This window comes from Frankia sp. AgB32 (assembly GCF_023243045.1).
GTDB lineage: Bacteria > Actinomycetota > Actinomycetes > Frankiales > Frankiaceae > Frankia.
Map to the genome: position 1 here is coordinate 1 of NZ_JALKFX010000060.1, position 20630 is coordinate 20630.

Annotated in this window: 13 protein-coding genes and 1 pseudogene; 11 read left to right on the forward strand and 3 right to left on the reverse strand. The window is 74.8% G+C overall.

The genetic code is table 11. The features are described 5' to 3' along the window. Positions 1 to 142 precede the first annotated feature (142 nt). Positions 143 to 2389, reverse strand: coding sequence for a bi-domain-containing oxidoreductase (locus tag MXD60_RS17685; protein ID WP_248820417.1), 2247 nt, complete (start codon positions 2387 to 2389; stop codon positions 143 to 145). Between the two features lie 160 nt (positions 2390 to 2549). Here MXD60_RS17685 and MXD60_RS17690 point away from each other — a divergent pair, with 160 nt between their 5' ends. The 4 genes from MXD60_RS17690 to MXD60_RS17705 all read left to right on the forward strand — a co-directional run bounded on the left by MXD60_RS17690 (position 2550) and on the right by MXD60_RS17705 (position 9019). Continuing rightward, positions 2550 to 3764: an MraY family glycosyltransferase gene (locus MXD60_RS17690; RefSeq protein WP_248820418.1), complete on the forward strand. Its 1215-nt coding sequence runs from the start codon at positions 2550 to 2552 to the stop codon at positions 3762 to 3764. Continuing rightward, the gene (locus MXD60_RS17695) at positions 3761 to 4816 is read left to right on the forward strand and encodes an NAD-dependent epimerase/dehydratase family protein (protein ID WP_248820419.1); all 1056 of its coding nucleotides are present in this window, start codon (positions 3761 to 3763) and stop codon (positions 4814 to 4816) included. Before MXD60_RS17690 ends, MXD60_RS17695 begins: the two co-directional genes overlap by 4 nt. 70 nt (positions 4817 to 4886) lie before the next feature. Next, positions 4887 to 6284, forward strand: coding sequence for a glycosyltransferase family 4 protein (locus MXD60_RS17700; protein ID WP_248820420.1), 1398 nt, complete (start codon positions 4887 to 4889; stop codon positions 6282 to 6284). Next, complete coding sequence (locus tag MXD60_RS17705; RefSeq protein WP_248820421.1) at positions 6281 to 9019, forward strand: heparinase II/III domain-containing protein; 2739 nt, start codon at positions 6281 to 6283, stop codon at positions 9017 to 9019. Before MXD60_RS17700 ends, MXD60_RS17705 begins: the two co-directional genes overlap by 4 nt. Before the next feature lie 37 nt (positions 9020 to 9056). On the opposite strand, the gene MXD60_RS17710 is transcribed toward MXD60_RS17705, so the two are convergent. Further along, positions 9057 to 10046, reverse strand: a complete 990-nt coding sequence (locus tag MXD60_RS17710; protein WP_248820422.1) for a UDP-glucuronic acid decarboxylase family protein — start codon at positions 10044 to 10046, stop codon at positions 9057 to 9059. Between the two features lie 464 nt (positions 10047 to 10510). Between MXD60_RS17710 and MXD60_RS17715 the strand changes: the two are divergent. From MXD60_RS17715 to MXD60_RS17725, 3 genes and pseudogenes are all read left to right on the forward strand, one after another. Further along, positions 10511 to 11591: pseudogene (locus tag MXD60_RS17715) on the forward strand (ABC transporter ATP-binding protein). Beyond that, the gene (locus MXD60_RS17720) at positions 11588 to 12424 is read left to right on the forward strand and encodes an ABC transporter permease (RefSeq protein WP_518468169.1); all 837 of its coding nucleotides are present in this window, start codon (positions 11588 to 11590) and stop codon (positions 12422 to 12424) included. The pseudogene MXD60_RS17715 and the gene MXD60_RS17720 overlap by 4 nt, the downstream one beginning before the upstream one ends. Positions 12425 to 12527: 103 nt before the next feature. Further along, positions 12528 to 13637 carry a COX15/CtaA family protein gene (locus MXD60_RS17725; RefSeq protein ID WP_248820423.1) on the forward strand — a complete coding sequence of 370 codons (1110 nt, stop codon included), beginning with the start codon at positions 12528 to 12530 and terminating at the stop codon, positions 13635 to 13637. A 691-nt stretch (positions 13638 to 14328) separates the two neighbouring features. Here the strand turns inward: MXD60_RS17725 and MXD60_RS17730 are convergent. After that, positions 14329 to 15198 carry a heme o synthase gene (locus tag MXD60_RS17730; RefSeq protein WP_283098553.1) on the reverse strand — a complete coding sequence of 290 codons (870 nt, stop codon included), beginning with the start codon at positions 15196 to 15198 and terminating at the stop codon, positions 14329 to 14331. A gap of 1134 nt (positions 15199 to 16332) precedes the next feature. Here MXD60_RS17730 and tal point away from each other — a divergent pair. The 4 genes from tal to MXD60_RS17750 all read left to right on the forward strand — a co-directional run. Then, positions 16333 to 17448 carry a transaldolase gene (tal, locus tag MXD60_RS17735; RefSeq protein ID WP_248820424.1) on the forward strand — a complete coding sequence of 372 codons (1116 nt, stop codon included), beginning with the start codon at positions 16333 to 16335 and terminating at the stop codon, positions 17446 to 17448. 104 nt (positions 17449 to 17552) lie between these two features. Then, the gene (gene zwf / locus MXD60_RS17740) at positions 17553 to 19082 is read left to right on the forward strand and encodes a glucose-6-phosphate dehydrogenase (RefSeq protein ID WP_248820425.1); all 1530 of its coding nucleotides are present in this window, start codon (positions 17553 to 17555) and stop codon (positions 19080 to 19082) included. 58 nt (positions 19083 to 19140) lie between these two features. Further along, positions 19141 to 20316, forward strand: coding sequence for a glucose-6-phosphate dehydrogenase assembly protein OpcA (locus MXD60_RS17745; RefSeq protein WP_248820426.1), 1176 nt, complete (start codon positions 19141 to 19143; stop codon positions 20314 to 20316). Beyond that, positions 20313 to 20630, forward strand: a 318-nt coding sequence (locus tag MXD60_RS17750) for a 6-phosphogluconolactonase (RefSeq protein WP_248820427.1), incomplete at its 3' end; no start/stop codon positions are given. The genes MXD60_RS17745 and MXD60_RS17750, both read left to right, overlap by 4 nt.

The following is a 20630-nucleotide window of genomic DNA, read 5'->3' on the forward strand; positions in this document are numbered from 1 at the left end:
CCTTCGCAACCAGCAACTCACCCAGATACAACCCGTCCTGCCCGGTAATCCCGGTAATCAACGCACGCGGCACGACGTCGTCCTTTCCCACACCGGCGACGCCGGTGGCGCGATAACGCGATGGTCGGTCAGGCCAGCACGGTCAGGCCAGCACGGTCAGGCCAGCACGGTCAGCAGGCTGCCCGGCCGGGTGGCGGACCGCCTCGACGCCGAGGGCGTCGGCGGCGGCGAGCGTGGCCCGGCTCGAGGCCAGCAGCTCCTCGGCGACGGCGCTGTCCCCGCCCCGGCAGATCCGCAGGAAGGCCGCCGCCGCGGCCAGATGACCCTTGTCCTGGGCGCCCCGCCACACCGAGCGGCCGTCGACGACGAGCTCGCGGTAGTCGTCAAGGTGGGCGTGGCGAGGCCCGGCGAGCGCCTCGACCTGCTCCTTGCGGGCCGCGCGGGGGCGCGCCGAGCTGTAGGCGATGGTCGAGAGCGAACCGTCGGCGTGCCGCAGGGACAGCGCCAGGTCCGGCGCCAGCAGCAGTTCCGCCTCCCGGCCGGCCAGCGCCGCGACCGCGTCGACCGGGCTGCCCGCGAGCGCCGTGCAGGTGTCGACGAAGTGGCAGACCTCGCCGAGCAGCCGGCCGCCCTGGACCCGGTCGTTGTACCAGTGCCCGGCCGGCACCGGGCCGGCCGCGACCCGGTAGACCAGCGTCAGCGGCCCGGGCCGCGGGTCCAGCGCGGCGCGGGCGGCGACGACCGCGGGTGAGAACCGCCGGTTGTACCCGACGACCAGGGCGCCGCCGCCCGTCGCCGCGGCCCGCTCCACCCGGTCGAGCTCGTCGAAGCCGAGCGCGAGCGGCTTCTCGCACCACACGTGCCGGCCGCGTTCGAGCGCGCGGGCGGCGAGCTCGGCATGGGTGGCGGGCGGAGTGGCGATGACGACGACGTCGATGTCGTCGTCATCGAGCACCGTGTCGGCGCCGGCCACCGCGCTGGCGAAGCCATACCGGTCGGCGAACGACCGCGCCGAGCGGCCGCCGGCCGAGGCGACGGTGACGAACTGGTCGAAGCCGGCGGCGCGGAACGCGGGCAGCAGCACCGAGCCGGAGAACGCCCCGGCCCCGATCCAGCCGACGCGGCTGCCGCGACGCGGCGCGGCGGCGCCGCGCTGGCGCGGCACCCAGGGCCGCGAGCGTCCCGCGGCGAGTGCACCGTTGCGGGACGAGCCCGCGCGGCCGGCGTCGGCGCTGCCGCCCGCGACTGCGCACTCGCCGACGTCCGGTCCCACCGGGTAGTCGAACCGGATGGCCAGGTACGGCTCGGTGCGTTCGGCGACGAGCTGATAGGCCTGGGGCGCGGCGTCGATCGGGAATGCGTGGGTGACGAGGTCGTCGACCCGCAGCCGACCCGCGGCGAGCAGGTCGAGCACCGCCTCCTGGTTACGTCCCTCCGTCCAGCGGACCTGGCCGGGCGGGTAGTCGACGCCCCAGTCCTCATAGCTGCGCTCGTAGCGACCCGGCCCGTAGGACCGGGCGAAGCGCAGGGTCAGTTCCTTGTCGTAGAACGGCGTGCGGACCAGGTCCAGGCCGACGTCACCGACGACGACGACGTGCGCCCGGTCGCGGGCGAGCGCGGTGGCCCGCATCACCGGCTCCGCGGACCGGCCGGACGCGCAGATGAGCACGGCGTCCGCGCCGCGCCCACGGCTCCACGCGCGCAGGGCCGCGGTGGTGGCCTCCCCGGCCTCCTCGAACGCCCGGACCCCGACCGCCCGCGCCGCACCCAGCGGCAGCTCGGCCAGGTCGATGCCGGCCACGTCGCAGCCGCTGGCCAGCGCGAGGCGGGCCGCGAGCTGGCCGACGAGCCCGAGGCCGACGACGGCCACCTTCGACCCCGGGCCGACCTCGGCGAGGCGCAGCCCGTGCAGCGCGATCGAGGCGATCGTCGCGAACGCGGCGGCGGCCGGGTCGACCCCGTCGGGCACCCGGGCACACAGCAGCCCGGGCACCGCCTGGAACTCGGCGTGGTTGGCCCGCCCGGCACCGCCGGTGGCGACGAGGTCGCCCGGCCGGATGCCCTCCACCGCCGCGCCCACCTCGACCACCCGACCGCAGCCGCTGTAGCCCAGGGGGACATCTTCGGCGAGCCGGTCACGCACCGTGCGTACGGCCGGCCCCAGGCCGTCCGTGCGGGCCTTGGTCGCGACCTTGCGCACCAGGTCGGGGCGGGCGCGGGCCTTGGCCACCAGGCCGGAGCGGGCCAGCGCGGTGACGGCCCGCTCGGTGCCGGCCGACACGATGGTGGCCTGTGTCGCAACCAGAACCTCGGTCGGCCCGATGGCCGGGACGGGCACGTCCACGACCCGCACCGCTCCCCCGGACGCGGCCTGCACCACCTGTTTCATCGCGCGAACCTCCGGGGGGTAGGCGGGGCCGGCGGCGACCCGGCGCCGCCGGGCGGGACACCCGCACCACACATCGTGACGCGGAGTGTAGTTGATGCATTACATTAAGCGATGAACGCCGCTCACTCTCCACCCGACGTGTCTGAGCCGGAGGAACGGCATGCTGTCAGCGCCGGCCGTCGCCTACCTCGCCACCATGGCGGCAACCCCGATCGTCATCGTCTCCATGCACCGCCTCGCCGCCATCGACGAGGTCACCGCCCGCTCCTCGCACCACGCGCCGACCCCGCGCGGGGGCGGCGTCGCCGTCGCCCTCGGCCTGTTCGCCGGCGTGCTCACCACCGTGCTGACCCAGGGCTCCGGCGACGTTCCCGACCCGCTTCCGCTGTCCGCGGCCACCGCGCTGTTCGGCCTGATCGGGTTGGCGGAGGACGTCGGCGGCGTCACCGCGATACGACGCCTGGCCCTGCACACCGCGGCGGCGTTCGCCGTCGCGGCGATGACCGTGCTCGGCGCCCTCCTCGGCCACCCCGCGCCGGGGCTGCTCGTCGTTCTGCTCGTCTGCGTGGCCGCCCCCGTCTGGATCACGGGCTACGTCAACGCCTTCAACTTCATGGACGGCATCAACGGCATCTCGGCCGTGACCGCGGTGCTGTCCGGTGCCACCCTGGCCGCGCTCGGCGCCGCCCGCGACGCGCCCACGGTCAGCGTCGGCGGTGTGATCGTCGCCGCCGCCGCGCTCGGCTTCCTGCCGTTCAACTTCCCGCGGGCCCGGGTGTTCCTCGGCGACGTCGGGAGCTACGTCCTCGGCGCCGTCATCGCCGTCCTCACTGCCCAGGCAGTGCTCGCCGGCGTCCCGCCCGAGGCCGCCCTCGCCCCGAGCGCCCTGTACCTGGCGGACACCACGGCGACGCTGATCCGGCGGATCCGCGCCGGCGAGCGCTGGCACACCGCCCACCGCTCCCACGCCTACCAGCGCCTCACCATCGTCGGCTGGTCCCACCCGAAGGTCACCGGCCTCGTCGGGGCCACCACGCTCGCCGTGGTCGCGCTCTCGCTCGCCGCCTTCGGCCCGCTGCCCGGCCGCCTCGTCGCGGACGCCGCGGCGCTGGCCGTGCTGGCCCTCTACCTGACCGCGCCGCGCCGGGCCGCCCGCCGGGCCGGCGTCGGCGGCGCACCCGGCGCCACCCGGCTGCCGGAACAGCGGCGCGCACCCGTGGCGCCCACCACGGCCACGACGACCACCACGGCCACCACGGCCACCACGGCCACGACGACCACCACGGCCACCACGGCCACCACGGCCACGACGACCGCAACGGCCACGACGCCGACCAGCACAGCCGGCGGGCCGGTGCGGCGGGACGCCTCATGAGCCGGGTCGCCGTGTTCGGCGCGAGCGGCTTCATCGGCACCGCCTGCGCGAACGCGCTGACCGAGGCAGGGCACGAGGTCGTGCGTCGGCCCGCGCGCCGGCTGCGCGCCGACCTCGACATGCTGTCCCACCCGGCTCGGAGCGCCCTCGCCCCGGAGCCGGCCGGGGCAGGCCTGGCAGCGCTGGTCGCCGACCTGGCGGGAATGGACGCGGTCGTGAACGCCGCCGGGGTGGCCACGTCGGCCGCGAGCCTCACCCCCGCGCTCGTCGGCGGCAACGCCGCCTGGCCGCAGCTGCTCGCCGACGCCTGTGCGCACGCCGGGGTGCCCCGCCTGCTCCACGTCAGCACCGCGGCGGTGCAGGGCCGGGCGCTGCGGCTCGACGAGAGCCTCGACTACGCGCCGGTGACGCCGTACGCGCGCGCCAAGATGCTCGGCGAGCAGCTGCTGCGCGACGCCGCCGCCCGCGGCCAGGTCGCCGTCACGCTGTACCGGCCGCCGTCGGTCCACGGCTGGGGTCGGCGGATGACCAGCGACTTCGCCGCCTTCTGCCGCCGGTGGCCACTGGTGGCGTGCGACAGTGGCGATCAACCGGTGCCGGTGGCACTCGTCGGCAACGTCGGGGCGGCCGTGGCCGCGATCCTGGCGGCCGAGCACGCACCCCTGGTCGTGGCGCACCCGTCCGAAGGCCACACCGTGCGCTCGCTCTACCAGACGTTCGCGCCGGGCCGGCCGCTGTGCTCCCTCCCGGCTCCGGCCGTGCGAGCCCTGCTGCACGCGGCCGAGCCGACCGGGCAGTGGCTGGCCCCGCTGGGGGCGTTGTGCCGCCGCGCCGAGCTGCTGCTGCTCGGGCAGGCCCAGGAGCCGGGCTGGCTGCCGTCCGTCGGCTTCGCGCCGCCGCTGGGCCGGGCGGCCTGGGACGAGCTGGCCGCCGCGGTCCGCGCCGAGGCCGACGCGGCCGTGGCGCCCCGCCCCACGCCCGGGGGACCCGCGGCGCAGGCCGCGCTGGTGGGCGACGAGTCCCGACACGCGCCCGACCGCGCGGCAATGTAGTCACTTTTTGCATTCAATTCACTACGATGAGCAATCGAATACCGAGGCCGACGGCTGGAGGTACCACTCCGTGTCCCCCGCTCCGGGCCGCCGCCGTGTCCTGGTGGTCACCCACTACTTCCCACCCGAGATCGGCGCGCCCCAGGCCCGGCTCTCGGAGACCGCGCGGGCCTGGGCCGCCGACGGTCTCGACGTCACCGTCCTCACCGGCCTGCCGAACCACCCCACCGGCGTGATCCCGCCCGCCTACCGCGGCGCCCTGACGCGCACGGAACGGACCGACGGCTACCGCGTGCTGCGTACCTGGCTCTACGCCACCCCCAACGAGGGCATCGTCCGCAAGACCCTGAGCCATCTGTCCTTCATGGTCACCAGCGTGGCGCTGGGCGGCTGGCGGACGGGGCCGAGCGACGTGATCGTCGTGTCCTCCCCGACGTTCTTCCCGCTCGGGTCCGCCTGGCTGCTCGCTCGGCTGCGCCGCGCCCGGCTGGTCGTGGAGGTCCGCGACCTGTGGCCGGCCATCTTCGAGCAGCTCGGCGTCCTGACCGACCGGCGGGTCCTCGGTGCCCTCGAACGGCTCGAACTCGCCGCCTACCGGACCGCCGACCTCGTGGTCACCGTGACCGAGGGGTTTCGCGACGACATCGTGCGCCGCGGCATCCCGGCGGCCAAGGTCCACGTGATCCGCAACGGGGTAGACCTCGACCGGTTCCGCCCCGCCCCCGCCCCGCCCGGCCTGCGCGCGCGGCTCGGCGCCGCGGACGGCGAGCTTCTCGTTCTCTACATCGGCGCGCACGGCATCTCGCACGGGCTGACCTCCGTGGCCGACGCGGCGGCCCGTCTCGCCGGCGCCCCGGTGCGTTTCGCCTTCGTCGGCGAGGGAGCCGAGAAGCGGCGTCTCGCCGAGCATGTGCGCGCCCTGGGCCTGACCAACACCGTCCTGCACGACGGGGTGCCCCGGGAGCAGGTCGCGGGCATGGTCGCCGCCGCCGACCTCTGCGTGGTGCCGCTGCGCGACGTGCCGATGTTCGACACGTTCATCCCGTCGAAGATGTTCGAGCTGCTCGCCGCGGGACGACCCGTGCTCGGCGCGGTCCGCGGCGAGGCCGCCGCGATCCTCACCGCCGCCGGCCAGACCGTGGTGGCACCGCAGGACCCCGAGGCGATGGCGGCGGCGATCACCCGGCTCGCCGCCGACCCGGCTCGGCGCGCCCGGATGGCCCGCGACGGCCGTGCCTACGTGGAGCGGCACTTCGACCGCGACGTCCTCGCCCGCACCTACCGCGACCTGCTCTTCGACACACCGGAAACCTCCCCCGACCGGTTCGACCCGCCCGGCGCGCCGCCCGCGACGTCCGGGCAGGTCCCTGACCAGCGCGAACCAGGCGCGCGGGAGAGCATCGACGCGGAGCGCGCCGCAGCGGCGGCGCGGGCGGGCGCCGCAGCGCCCGCGAGGCCGTCGGCGTGAGGATCCTCGTCACCGGAGGCACCGGATTTCTCGGCAGCCGGGTGGTCGACCGGGCCGTCGCGGCCGGCCATGACGTGGTGGGACTGGCGCGCAGCGAGACCGCCGCGGCCGCGCTGCGCCGCCGCGGCGCGCGGGTGGTGGCCGGCGACCTGGCCGATCCGGCGGGCCTGGCCGCCGCGTTCGTCGCGGCCGACGCGCGGGCGCTGCTCAACATCGCCTCCCTCGGCTTCGGCCACGCGGCGGCGATTCTCGCCGCGACCAGTACTGCCGGCATCCGCCGGGCGGTGTTCGTCTCGACCACCGGGATCTTCACGGCCCTCGACCCGCCGTCGAAACGGGTGCGGATCGAGGCCGAGCACGCGATCGAGGCCAGCGGGCTGGACTGGACGATCATCCGGCCCACGATGATCTATGGCGGCCCGGACGACCGCAACATGGCCCGCCTGCTCGCCCTGGTGCGCCGCACCCCGCTCGTGCCACTGCCGGGCGCGGCCTGCCTGCACCAGCCGGTCCACGTCGACGACCTGGCCGACACGGTGCTGCGGACACTGCACGCCGACGTCGCGATCGGCCGGGCCTACGACGTCGCCGGACCGCGACCGCTGCCGTTCCGGGACGTCGTCACCGCCGCCGGCACGGCGGTCGGTCGCCGAGTGCATGGCGTCGCCGTGCCGTCCCGGCCGATCCTCGCCCTGGCCTCGGCGTACGAGCGGCGCGCCCGGCGGCCCCGGCTGAAGGCCGAGCAGATCGCCCGGTTGGCCGAGGACAAGGCCTTCGACATCACCGCGGCCCGGCAGGACCTCGGCCATCGACCGCGACCGTTCGACCGCGGCATCGCCGAGCTGGCCGCCGCGACAACCCCGCCCGGCGGCGCGGCGCCGCCGCGGGCGTCCCGGTCCGGCCGTTACCTGCGCACCGTCGGACAGCTGCGGCCAGGCCAGATCGCGACCCGCGCCCGCCTGCGGGGCCAGCGGGCGGCGCTGGGCCACGCGCCGCGGCTCGCCGAGGCGATCCTCGCCGGCCCGCCGCTGCCCGGGCACTGGCCGGCGTCCTTCGTCCCCGTCGACGGCCGGTGCCCGCCGGAGCCGCTGCGTGTCGAGGACCTCGCCGCCGGCCGGATCACCCTGCTCGGCCACCCCCGGCCGCTGACCGACACCGGGGATCGGACCGCGACCCCCGACCCCGCGTGCTGGGACTGGGAGCAGGCCCAGGCCCCGCTGCTGTGGCGTTACCACCTGCACTACTGGGACTGGGCCTGGGCGCTGGTGGCCGAGGGCGAGCGGGGCCGCGACCTGGTCGCCCGCCTGTACCTGGGCTGGCGCGCGGCGGTGCCCGTCGGGCACCGGGTGGCCTGGTCGCCCTATGTGACGTCACTGCGCGCGTGGACGCTGTGCGCGCTGGCCCCGGCGTTGCCGCCCACCGGTCCGGCCGGCGGGGCGCGGCGCGCCGATCTGGCCGCCCACCGACGTTTCCTACGGCTGCACCGCGAGACCGACGTCGGCGGCAACCATCTGATCAAGAATCTCAAGGCGCAGGTCGCGCTGGCGGTGGCCGCGGGTGACCGGTCCGAGCTGGCGGGCCGGGTGCGGGCGCTGGCGCGCGAGGCCGACCGCCAGGTCCTCGCCGACGGCGGCCATTGCGAACGCGCCCCCGCCTACCACTGCCAGGTCCTCGCCGACCTGGACGACGTGGCCGGCCTGCTCGCCACCGTGGGCCAGCCGGTGCCGGCCGAGCTGTCCGACGCGACGGACCGGATGCGGGTCTGGCTCGCCGCGGTGCTCGCGCCGGACGGCACGGTACCGCTGCTCAACGACGGCTTCCCCGTCCGCGACGCGCTGGTCCGCCGGCTGCTGCCGGCCGTGCCTCCCCAGCCGAAGGCGACCGCGGCCCAGCCGAAGGCGACCGCGATGCCCGGGGCCAGCGGGCTGCTGCTGGCCGAGAGCGGGCTCGCGGTCCTCGCCGCGGGCGGCTGGCGACTGCTCGCCGACGTCGGGTTGCCCTGCCCCCCGACGCTGCCGGCGCACGCGCACGCCGACACCCTCGGGTTCCTGCTGTGGCGCGACGGCGAGGCGCTGCTCGTCGACACCGCGACCTCGACCTACGCGCCCGGCGCCCGCCGCGACCAGGAACGCGCCAGCGCCGCGCACTCGACCGTCACCGTCGACGACACCGACTCGACCGAGGTGTGGGGAGCCTTTCGCGCCGGCCGGCGCGCCCACCCGACCCTGGCGTCGATGCGCCACGACAGCGCCTGCGTCACCCTCGTCGCCGCGCACGACGGCTACCGTCACCTCGCCGGCGCGCCGGAGCACCGCCGCACCTGGCGGCTCGACCCGCGGGGCCTCGCCGTCGAGGACCGGATCAGCGGCCACGGCCGGCACCGGCTGGCGGTGCGCTTCCACTTCGCACCCGGTGTCGTGGTGACGGTGGGCGAACCGGACGTCGACGGCGCGGCGACCACCGGCCGCGCGACGGCCGACGCCGCGACGGCCCTGGTCGTCACCACCGCCGGCGGGCAGCGGTTCCGGCTCGTCGCCGACCCACCCGGCCGGTGGGACGTCCAGGACACGCCCCGGGCAACCGGCTGGGAGCGGACCGTCCAGGCGCCGACCGCCGAACTCCGGCTGGACGCCGACCTTCCCGTCACGCTGCGCACCAGGCTCACCGGCCAGGCCACAGTCCCGCGGGCCGGCAGGCGCAACCGGCGCACCACCGCCGGCAACGCCGGTCGCTAGGCGGGCCCGGCTGGCACCTCGGCGCATCGCCCGGGGATCAGCCGTCCTGGGCCGGCAGTCGCGCCGGACCGGGCTGGCGGGGAACCGGTGGCGGGGCCGCGGCGCGCAAGCGGAACCAGTCGATGGTGCGGGCGAGCCCGTCGGCGAGGGTGACCCGGGGACGCCAGTCGAGCTCCGCCAGGGCGAGCGAGACGTCCGGTCGCCGCATGCCGGGGTCGTCCGGGGGCCGGGACACGAAGGCGATGGGCGCCTGGTCCCCGCACAGCCGCGCGACGAGGCGCGCGAGGTCCAGCATCGACAGTTCCTCGGGGTTGCCCAGGTTCACCGGCCCGGGATGGTCACCGACGGTCATCCGGACCAGCCCGTCCACGAGGTCGTCGACGTAGCACAGCGACCGGGTCTGCGTTCCGTCGCCGGCGACGGTCAGCGGTTTCCCGGCCAGGGCCTGGGTCACGAACGTGGGGACGGCGCGCCCGTCGTCGGCCCGCATCCGCGGTCCGTAGGTGTTGAAGATGCGCACGATGCCGGTGCGGGTGCCGTGCGTCGCGCGGTGGGCCGTCGTCAGCGCCTCGGCGAACCGCTTGGCCTCGTCGTACATGCTGCGCGGGCCGACCGGGTTGACGTGGCCCCAGTAGCCCTCCGGCTGCGGGTGGACCTGCGGGTCGCCGTACACCTCGGAGGTGGAGGCCAGCACGAGGCGGGCCTTCTTGCGGCGGGCGAGCTCCAGCAGGCGGCCGGTGCCCCGGGCGCCCGCCGCGAGCGTCTCCAGCGGCAGCGCACGGTAGTCCACCGGCGACGCGGGCGAGGCCAGGTTGACGACGGCGTCGAGCGGGCCGGCGAGGTCGACGGGCCCGGTGACGTCCCGGCGCAGCAGGCGGAACGCGGGGTGGGCACGCAGTGCGTCGACGTTCTCCGGCCGGCCGGTGAGGAAGTTGTCGACGCAGATCACTTCGGCGCCGTCGGCCAGGAACCGTTCACACAGGTGGCTGCCGAGGAAACCCGCGCCACCCGCGACGACAACCCGCATGGCAGGCCATCCCTCCGTCTCGCGACACCCATGTACGGTGCGTTGATTAGCCAATACTCATGGTGAAGACTAGCCGACCGGGTGCCCCGTCTCGGGGCCGCCCCGACGGATCGGGAAGTCGGCGAGGAGGCGGGTCGCGGCCATGACGTGCACCGCGCCGCCGCGCACGCTGCCCGCGGCCCACCCCCCGGCCGGGCACCGCCCGCCACCGGCCTGCGCTCGATGACCCGTCGCGCTCTCCCGGCAGGCACAGCCACCGAGACGGTTGCCGGCGAGACGGCCGCCGGCGAGGTCGTCGGCGCGCCGGGCGGTCCCACCCCCGGTCCGGGAGCGGCGCTGTCCCGGGCCACGGCGGCGGTCCTCGTGGGCAACGCGGGCACCCTGCTGCTCGGCACGGCCACCGGAGCCCTCGCGGCCCGCGCCCTGGGCCCGACCGGCCGCGGCGACCTGCTCACCCTTCAGACCTGGGCGAGCATGCTGGCGATGGTGCTCAGCCTCGGGGTGTCCCAGGCGCTGGTCACCGACGAGGGAACGGACCACGGGCTGCTCGGTCCGCTGCTGGCGCAGGCCGGGCTGGTCGCCGCCGCCGGCCTCGCCCTGTTCACCCTGGCCGCGGGGGGGGGGGGGGGGCCCCCCCCCCCCCCGCGCCCGCCCCCCACGCCGAGCGGGCCGTTTCGCGCCGTCGACGACCTGTCGCTGGGTGTCCCCGTCGGCTCGGTGACCGCGCTGCTCGGGCCGAACGGTGCCGGCAAGACCACCACGGTGGAGATCTGCGAGGGTTTCCGCCGGGCCGATGCCGGTGAGGTGCGCGTTCTCGGCCTCGACCCGATCGCTGACGCGGTCGCTCTGCGGCCCCGGGTCGGCGTGATGCTGCAGTCCGGCGGGATGTACCCGGGCGCCCGGGTTGGGGAGATGCTGCGCCTGGTCGCGGCGCACCACCGCGAGCCGCTCGATCCCGGTGCGCTGCTCGACCGGCTCGGGCTGGCCGACTGCGCCGGCACCCCGTTCCGTCGCCTCTCCGGCGGCCAGCAGCAGCGGCTGTCGCTCGCGATGGCCGTCGTCGGGCGCCCGGAGCTGGTCTTCCTCGACGAGCCGACAGCCGGGCTCGACGTCGCCGGCCGCCGCACGACCTGGGAGCTGATCGAGGAACTGCGCTCCGCCGGTGTCACCGTCGTGCTCACCACCCACGCGATGGATGAGGCCGAACGCCTCGCCGACCAGGTGATCATCATCAATCACGGCCGGGTCGTCGCGGTCGGCTCGCCCGCGGAGCTGACCCGCGGCGGCGCCGAGGGCCAGCTCCGCTTCCGCGCCCCGGTCGGGCTGGAGCTCGGCAAGCTGCTGCTCGCCCTGCCCGACGGCACCACCGCCCATGAGGGGCCCGCCGGGCACTACCTCGTCCAGGGCACCGTCGACCCCCAGCTGCTCGCCGCCGTCACCGCCTGGTGCGCCGGCAACGGCGTGCTCGCCGAGGACCTCCGGGTCGAACAGCGCACGCTCGAGGACGTCTTCGTCGAGCTGACCGGAACGGAGCTGCACCCGTGACCACCGCCGACGCCCCTGGAACCACCGCACCGGGGGGCCGGCGCGGGCCGGCCGGGCGCGGGCTGCTCGATCTGCGGCCGGCGCCGGGCGCGGCGAGCCGCGCGCGGATGTTCGCCGCCCAGACCCGCCTCGAGCTCGTCCTCACCCTGCGGCGCGGCGAGTCCGTCCTACTCACCATGATCATTCCGGTGGGCCTGCTGGCCTTCTTCACGGCGGTCGACGTGCTGCCCAGCGGCTCCGAGAAGTCGGTCGACTTCCTCGTCCCGGGGGTGCTCGCGCTCGCGGTGATGTCGACGGCGTTCACCGGCCAGGCGATCGCGACCGGTTTCGAACGCTCCTACGGCGTGCTCAAGCGGCTCGGCGCGACACCCCTGCCGCGGTCGATCCTGCTCGCCGGCAAGACCGCGGCGGTGCTCGCCGTGGAGGTCGCCCAACTGGTCCTGCTGGTCGCCGTCGGCTTCGCCCTCGGCTGGGATCCCGCCGGCGGCCCGGCTGCCGTGCCCGCGGTGCTCGCGCTCGTCGTACTCGGCACGGCGGCGTTCTCCGGGCTTGGCCTGCTCATGGCCGGCACCCTGCGCGCCGAGGCGACCCTCGCCGCCGCCAATGGTGTCTACCTGCTGTTGCTGCTGATCGGCGGCGTGGTCTTCCCGTTGTCGGAACTGCCCGGCTGGCTGCGGACGATCGCCCAGGGGCTGCCGACGGCCGCGCTGTCCGACGGGCTTCGCCACGTCCTCGCCGACGGAACCGGGCCCGGCGTACGGCCGCTGATCGTGCTCGCCGTGTGGGCGGTCGCGAGCCTGGCGCTGGCGGCGCGCACCTTCCGCTGGGAGTGACGCCGCCGCCGACGGGTCCGGGTCCGGCGCGACACGCGGTGTGACCAGAGGCCCGGCCCGAGCGGGCGCGCGGGCGCCGAAACGAGGCGGGGCGGACGTTACTATGACTTCCGTGCCAGCTTCTACAGCGCGTCGGAGATTGCCGCTCGTCGGCCGCCGCGCGTTTCAGCTCGTCACCGCGCTCAACGTGGTCCTGCTGTCCCTGATCGTGGTCAGTGGGGGCGCGGTGCGGCTCACCGGTTCCGGACTGGGCTGCCCCACCTGGCCCCAGTGCGGCGACGGTTCGTTCACCCCGCACTCCGAGTACGCCCTGCACGGCGTGATCGAGTTCGGCAACCGGGTTGTCGGCCTGGTCGTCGGTGTCGTCGTGCTGATCACGCCGCTGATGGCGCTGCGGCTGCGCGGCGGCCGGCGCCGGGACCTCACCCGGCTGTCGTTCGGGCTGTGGATCGGTTACCTCGGCCAGGCGGTCCTCGGCGGCATCACCGTGCTGACGAAGCTGCACCCGGCGACCGTGGCCGCGCACTTCCTGCTGTCGATGGTCCTGCTCTGGAACGCGGTCGCCCTCGACCGCCGGGCCCGCCAGGGCGCCGGACCCGCCACCGCGGCCGTCGCGCCCCCCCTGCTGTGGCTCGCCCGACTGCTCGTCGTCGCCTCGGCGGCGGTGCTCGTCCTCGGCACCGTCGTCACCGGGACCGGCCCACACAGCGGCGACGCCACCCACGTCGCCCGGTTCGGCTTCGACATCACCACCGTCGCCCAGCTGCACGCCGACGGCGCGATGCTGCTCACCGGCCTCGTTGCCGCGATGGTCTTCGCGGTGCGGGTCAGCGCGGCGCCGCCTGCGGCCCGCCGCGCCTCGCTCATCCTGCTCGTCGTGATCGTCTCGCAGGCCGGCATCGGCTTCGCCCAGTACTTCCTCGGCATCCCGTCCGGCCTTGTCGCCCTGCACATGACCGGCGCCACCGTGATGTGGGTCGTGGCACTGTCCCTGTGGCTCGCGATGTCCACCCGCCCCGCGATCGAGACGGACACCCCGCTCGCACAGCCGACCCCGACCATCTCGTCGACCCCGGCCAAACAGCCCAGGACGACCGCACAGCCCATCCCTGCCACACAGTCCGCCCGAACCCAGCCACGGAGGACCACGGATGAGACAGCCGGCCGTCCGGGCCGGTCAGCGCGTGTAGGTCGCACCCAGCCGACGAGATGATCACCTAGGTCCGGTGCCGACCACGCACGGTCATCCCAACGGCCGGCGGCGGTCGCCGCGCGATTCCTGCCGAGGCCGGTCGCAGGACTTCGGGCTCGGCCGGCGAACCAGGCGAGCGCGGCGGCGATCTCGTCGAAGCGCGCCACGCGGGAGGCCTTGACGAGCACCACGTCGGCGGCGGCGAGGTGGTGGCGCAGCCCGTCGACGGCCGCGTCGTTGTCGGCCAGCGCCAGCGCGACGCGGGCGGAGTCGCCGGCGGTCCGCAGCGTGCAGGACGGCCCGCCGCGCCGGTCCAGCACCAGGTCGAGCACCCGAACGTCAGCGTCCTCCGCCCGGCCGAAGGTCAGGACCGGGCCGTCGGTGTGGGCACCCGTGTCCCGCCGGTGAGCGCGGCCAGCCGGTCGAGGGCCGCCGCGCGCAGCGGCGACCCGAACGGGAGCACCTGCAACGGGTACATCTCGACGACGAGATCGAACGGATCGGCGAGCCTGCCCGCGGGCGGGTCCAGCAGGTTCGCGACCGCGAGCGCACCGGGCTGGCCGGGAACCGGGCGTGGGCGGCGTCCATGGCCGTCGGCGCGAGGTCGAACGCGGTCACCTCATGACCGCTCTCCCACGCAGACCTGGTCGTCGCCGTCACCCACCGCGACCATCCTTGCCACAGCATCGCCGCCGCCGGCGAGCGCGGCCGGTCAGATCAGGGCGGTGATGGCAATCGCGACGAACAGCAGCGTGAGGTACGTGATCGACATGTGGAACAGCCGCATCGGGGACGGATCGTTGCCCTGCTCGGTGCGCCGGACGATGCGGTGCGCCTCGGCCACGAACCAGCCGCCCAACACGATCGCCGCGACCAGGTAGAACGGCCCGGTGTGGGCGACCGGCGCGAGCGCGAGCGACACGGCGACCATCGCGTAGGAGTAGAACAGAATCCGCCGCGTCACCGTCTCGGCCGATGCGACGACCGGCAGCATCGGGATCCCGGCGGCGGCGTAGTCGTCGCGGTACTTCATCGCCAGCGCCCAGAAATGCGGTGGCGTCCAGAAGAACACGATCGCGAACAGCAGCACCGCGGACCAGCTGACGGTCCCGGTCACGGCGGACCAGCCGATCAGCACGGGGAAGCAGCCCGCCGCGCCGCCGATGACGATGTTCGACGGGGTGCGACGCTTGAGCCCCAGGGTGTAGACGAAGACGTAGAAGGCGATCGCGCCGACCGACAGCAGCGCCGACGGCCAGTTGACCAGCAGGCCGAACAGCAGCGTCGAGGCGATGCCGGTGGCGATGCCGAACACGAGCGCCTCGGTCGGGGTGACGGCGGCGCGGACCAGGGGGCGGCGCTTGGTGCGGCCCATCACCTGGTCGATGTCCCGGTCGACGTAGCAGTTGATCGTGTTGGCGCTGCCCGCCGAGAGCGTGCCGGCGGTCAGCGTCACCACGATGAGCCAGAGCGACGGCATGCCGTCGCGGGCGAGCATCATCGCCGGCACAGTGGTCACGAGCAGCAGCTCGACCACGCGCAGCTTCATCAGCGCGACGTACGCCCGGGCCTTGGCACCCAGCGCGGCGAGGGCGGAGACGCCGACGCCGGTCGCGACCCGTTCGGTTCCCACAGCGCCGCCGGCCAGGGCGACCCCGTGGGAACCGGAGACCCCGTTCGACCCGGACACACCGTTCGACCCGGACACCCCGTTCGACACGGACACCCCGTTCGACCCGGACACACCGTTCGACCCGGACACACCGTTCGAGCCGGACACCGACACCCCGTTCGACACGGACACGGAAACCCCGTTCGAGGCTGCGGACACGCCATTCGACACGGACACGCCACTCGAACCGGACACGCCACTCGAACCGGACACACCACTCGAACCGGACACGCTGGGGGAACCGGACACGCCGTTCGAGGGCACCGCGTCCCGGGCGACGGTGACGCCGTTGGCGACGGCGGCGGGACCGGCCGCGGGGTTACTCTCCGGCCGGGTGGACGCGGAGACGTCCGACCGCACCGGTCCGCGTGTGGTGACGTGCCGGCGACGAAGGGCGGCCTCGGTAGACAGAGCGACCTCGCGATCGGCGGGACCGGTGGGCGACCCGCGCTGGACGGAGCCCCGTGGACGGAGCGGACAGTGTTCTACGACGTGTCGGAGTCTAGCCGCCGGATTGCGGCGCACGCGCGGCGGCCGCGCCCCGAACGTCCGGCGAGCCTGCGGTCTGGCTCACTCTGGCCCCGGCGGGGCTTTGCGGCCGGTCCGGTCCGCGGCCAGCGCGGTCCCGGCTCGGCGCCGCGGGCGGCCGCCCGCCGCCCGACGGGGTGGCCCCGCGGGTGGCCAAGGTCTCCCGTGGTGTGTCTCACGGCTGCTGTCCGGCCAGGTCCACACCGGCTGTTCTTCCAACTGCTACCTGGGTGTCACGGCGACGCGCAGACTTGGATCAGACTGGTACGAGACTGGGATGGAGACGGTGTGGGCAGGGTACGGCCCGAAGGGGGTCGGCGGTGGGTCGATATGTCGGCCGCGGGAGACGCGGCTGCGGGCCCCGCGCCGTTCCGACCGCCCCACCGGTTTCGTGGCACCCGTTCGGGCATCATCACCAGCGTCGGGAACGGCTCGCACGGAACAGTTTGACCACCGGGTGAACACCTGACCCGGGATGGATCGACGACCGCCCCGCGGAGAGGAAACACACCACCGATGAGCACCCCCCTGACCGAGCTCTCGGCCGCCGGCGTGGCGGTCTGGCTGGACGACATCAGCCGCCAGCGTCTGCGCACCGGCAATCTCGCCGACCTGGTCGCACAGCGCGGCGTGGTCGGCGTCACGAGCAACCCGACGATCTTCCAGAAGGCGATCGGCGCCGGCGACGACTACGCCGAGCAGCTGGGGGACCTCGCGCTGCGGGGCGTGGACCTCGGCGAGGCGGTCCGCGCGATCACCGCGGCGGATGTCCGCGAGGCCTGTGACGTGCTGCGCGGCGCCTACGACGCCTCCGGCGGCGTGGACGGACGGGTCTCCCTGGAGGTCGACCCGCGCCTCGCGCACGACACCGAGCGCACCGTCGCCGAGGCGCGGGCGCTGTGGTGGCTCGTCGACCGGCCCAACCTGTTCATCAAGATTCCGGCGACGAAGGCGGGCCTGCCGGCGATCACCCGCGCACTGGCCGGAGGCATCAGCGTCAACGTCACGTTGATCTTCGGGCTGGACCGCTACGACGCCGTGATCGAGGCGTTCCAGAGCGGCGTGGAGCAGGCGATCGCGGCCGGGCGGGACGTCTCCGACCTGGCATCGGTCGCGTCGTTCTTCGTCAGCCGGGTCGACACGGAGGTCGACGCCCGACTGGACAAGATCGGGACGCCCGCCGCCAAGGCGCTGCACGCGAAGACGGCGATCGCCAACGCGCGGCTGGCCTACGAGCGGTACGAGAAGGCGTTCGGGACACCCCGTTGGGCGGCCCTGGCCGCCCAGGGCGCGAAGGCGCAGCGTCCGCTGTGGGCGTCGACGTCGACGAAGGACCCGTCCCTGCCCGACACCATCTACGTGTCGGAGTTGATCGCGCCCAATACGGTGAACACCATGCCCGAAGCGACGTTGCAGGCGTTCGCGGACCACGGCGTGGTGGGTGGCGAGACCATCCGGCCGTTCTACGACGATGCCCGGGCGGTGTTCGCCGCGCTGGCGGGGGTCGGCGTCGACCTGGACGATGTGATCGAGACCCTGGAGGCCCAGGGTGTGCAGAAGTTCGAGGACTCGTGGAAGCAGCTGCTCGACACGATCGAGCGGCAGCTGTCCGCCCCGCCCGCGAACGACTGAGCCGGGGTCACGCCGATCACCGTGGACAGTCTCTTTGCCATGGACAAACAGCGGCGAACAGTAAAAACCTCGAAAGGACCAAGACGAGTGCGAAGGGGGAACGGGTGGCGCCCACGGTGAGTACCAACCCGCTGCGCGATCCGCGTGACCGCAGACTGCCACGCCTGCCGGACGCCAGCGCCCTCGTGGTGTTCGGCGCCACCGGCGACCTGGCCCGCAAGAAGCTGATCCCGGCGGTGTACGACCTGGCCAACCGTGGCCTGCTGCCGCCCGGTTTCGTGCTGCTCGGCTTCGCCCGGCGCGACTGGTCGGACGACGACTTCGCGCAGTTCGCCCGGGAGTCCGCCGAGAAGGGGGCGCGTACGCCCTTCCGCGAGGAGGTCTGGGACCGCCTCGCCAGCTCCGTGCGATTCGTCCAGGGTGCTTTCGACGACGACGCGGCCTTCGACCGGCTCGTCTCCACCTTGGAGGAGCTGGAGTCCTCGCACGGCATCGCCGGCAACGCCGCGTTCTACCTGTCCGTCCCGCCGTCGGCGTTCCCGGTGGTCCTCAAGCAGATGCAGCGGACGAACCTGGCCGCCAAGGGCGCGTCCGGCTGGCGCCGGGTGGTCATCGAGAAGCCGTTCGGGCACGACATCGCCTCGGCCCGGGAGCTCAACGCCCTGGTCGACGACGTGTTCACGCCGTCCGGCGTTTACCGGATCGACCACTACCTCGGCAAGGAGACGGTCCAGAACCTCTTCGCGCTGCGGTTCGCGAACACCCTGTTCGAGCCGATCTGGAACTCGCAGTTCGTCGACTCGGTGCAGATCACCATGGCCGAGGACGTCGGCATCGGCACCCGCGCGGGCTTCTACGACGAGACCGGCGCCGCCCGCGACGTCCTGCAGAACCACCTGCTGCAGCTGCTCGCGCTCACCGCGATGGAGGAGCCGGTCAGCTTCAGCGCCGAGACGATCCGCACCGAAAAGATCAAGGTGCTGCGGGCCGTGTCGCTTCCCGACGACCTGGACCGGTACGCGGTGCGCGGCCAGTACGAGCAGGGCTGGCTCGCCGGCGAGCGGGTCGCCGGCTACCTCGACGAGAAGGACATCCCGGCGGACTCGCACACCGAGACCTACGCGGCTGTCCGTTTCGGCATCGAGACCCGGCGCTGGGCCGGCGTGCCGTTCTACCTGCGGACCGGCAAGCGGCTGCCCCGGCGGGTCACCGAGATCGCGATCGTGTTCAAGAAGGCGCCGCACCTGCCGTTCGACCAGACCGACACCGCCGAGCTCGGCAACAACCAGCTCGTCATCCGGGTGCAGCCGGACGAGGGCGTGACGCTCAAGTTCGGCTCGAAGGTCCCGGGTTCGGCGATGGAGGTCCGCGACGTCGCGATGGACTTCCTGTTCGGCGAGGCGTTCACCGAGGCGCTGCCCGAGGCCTACGAGCGCCTCATCCTCGACGTGCTGCTCGGCGACGCGACGCTGTTCCCGAACAACGCCGAGGTCGAGGAGTCCTGGCGGATCATCGACCCGCTCGAGGAGCACTGGGCGAGCACGACACCGCATCGCTACCGGGCCGGTAGCTGGGGTCCCGCCGCCGCGGACGACATGCTCGGCGCCGACGGCCGACGGTGGCGGCGGCCATGAGCGCCGCCGCGCTTCCCCGGACGGACGGCCCACTTCCCCGGACGGAGAGGAGCCCGTCGTGACCACGCTGTGGGACACCACCGGTTCTGAGGTGGTCAAGGCGCTCGCCGCCGAGCGGCGTGCGGCCGGTGCCCTCGCCTTCGGCCTCGCGCTCACTCTCGTCGCCGTCGTCGACGAGAAGAACGTCAGCGAGGCGGAGGGCGCGGCGACACTGGCCGCCTCGGCGCATCCGTGCCGGCTGCTCATCGTCGTGCGCCGCCAGATCGACGCCCCGCACCCCCGCCTCGACGCCGAGGTGTCGATCGGCGGTCGGCTCGGGCCGGGCGAGGCGGTCGTCATGCGGATGTCCGGGCGCCTGGCCCTGCACGCCGAGTCGGTCGTGCTGCCCCTGCTCGCCCCGGACGCCCCCGTGGTCACCTGGTGGCACGACGAGCCGCCGACCCGGATCGCCTACGACCCGCTCGGCGTCTTCGCCGACCGGCGGGTCACCGACGTCACCGCCGCGGCGGACCCGCTGGCCGCGCTGCACCAGCGCGCCACCGACTTCGTCCCCGGCGACACCGACCTCGCCTGGACCAGGCTGACGCCGTGGCGGACCCTGCTCGCCGCAGCGTTCGACCAGCTGGGCGACCGGCCGGACACGGTGGTGGTCCAGGCCGGACCGGCCAACCCGAGCGCTCAGTTGTTCGCCGGCTGGCTGCGCAACCGGCTCGGCGTGCCGGTCACCGTCGAGGAGAGCGGGCGGCGGCCCGACATCACCGGCGTCGTCGTCCACCTCGGCGGCGAGCAGCTCGCGATCACGCGCACCGACGCCCGCTCGGCGACGATCTCCCGCTCCGGCTTCCCGGACCGGGTCCTGCCGCTCGCCGCCCGCGGCCTCGGTGACCTGCTCGCCGAGGAGCTGCGCCGGATCGACGACGACGACGTGTTCGCCGAGGCGCTCGGCACCTGGAGCGACCTGCCGGACCTCGGCACCCGCCCGCCGCACCGGGAGCACGTCTGGCACGACCCGATGAACATCTCGACCACCGTCGCGGGCGGCCCGGTTTCGGTCCCGGCCGGTGCGCCGAGCGCCGCGGCCGACTCAGGCGCACCGCCGGTCACCCTGCCCGGCGCACCGGACGCGGGCAGCGCCGGCCCGTCCGGCGCCGCGCCGGGCCTCGGGTCGGCGACCGGTCTGGGTGCGACACGGCCGACCGGCGCCACCAGGGAGCACGAGGCGGACGGCAGATGAGCGCCGAGCCGCGGATCGTGGCGCACCGCGACGCGGGCGTGCTCGCCCGCGCCGTCGCCGCCCGGCTGATCACCAGCCTGGTCGACGGTCAGGCGGCCCGGGGCGAGGCGTCCGTGGTGCTCACCGGCGGCGGCATCGGCATCGCGCTGCTGCGGGCGGTGCGGACCAGCCCCGCGGCCGACGCGGTGGACTGGTCGACGGTGGACGTGTGGTGGGGGGGCGCGCGCGTGGGGGCCCCCCCCGCCCCCGCCCCCCCCCCCCCGCCCGCCCCCGCCGGGCGGGGCGGCCCCCCCCCCCCCCCCCCCCCCCCGGGG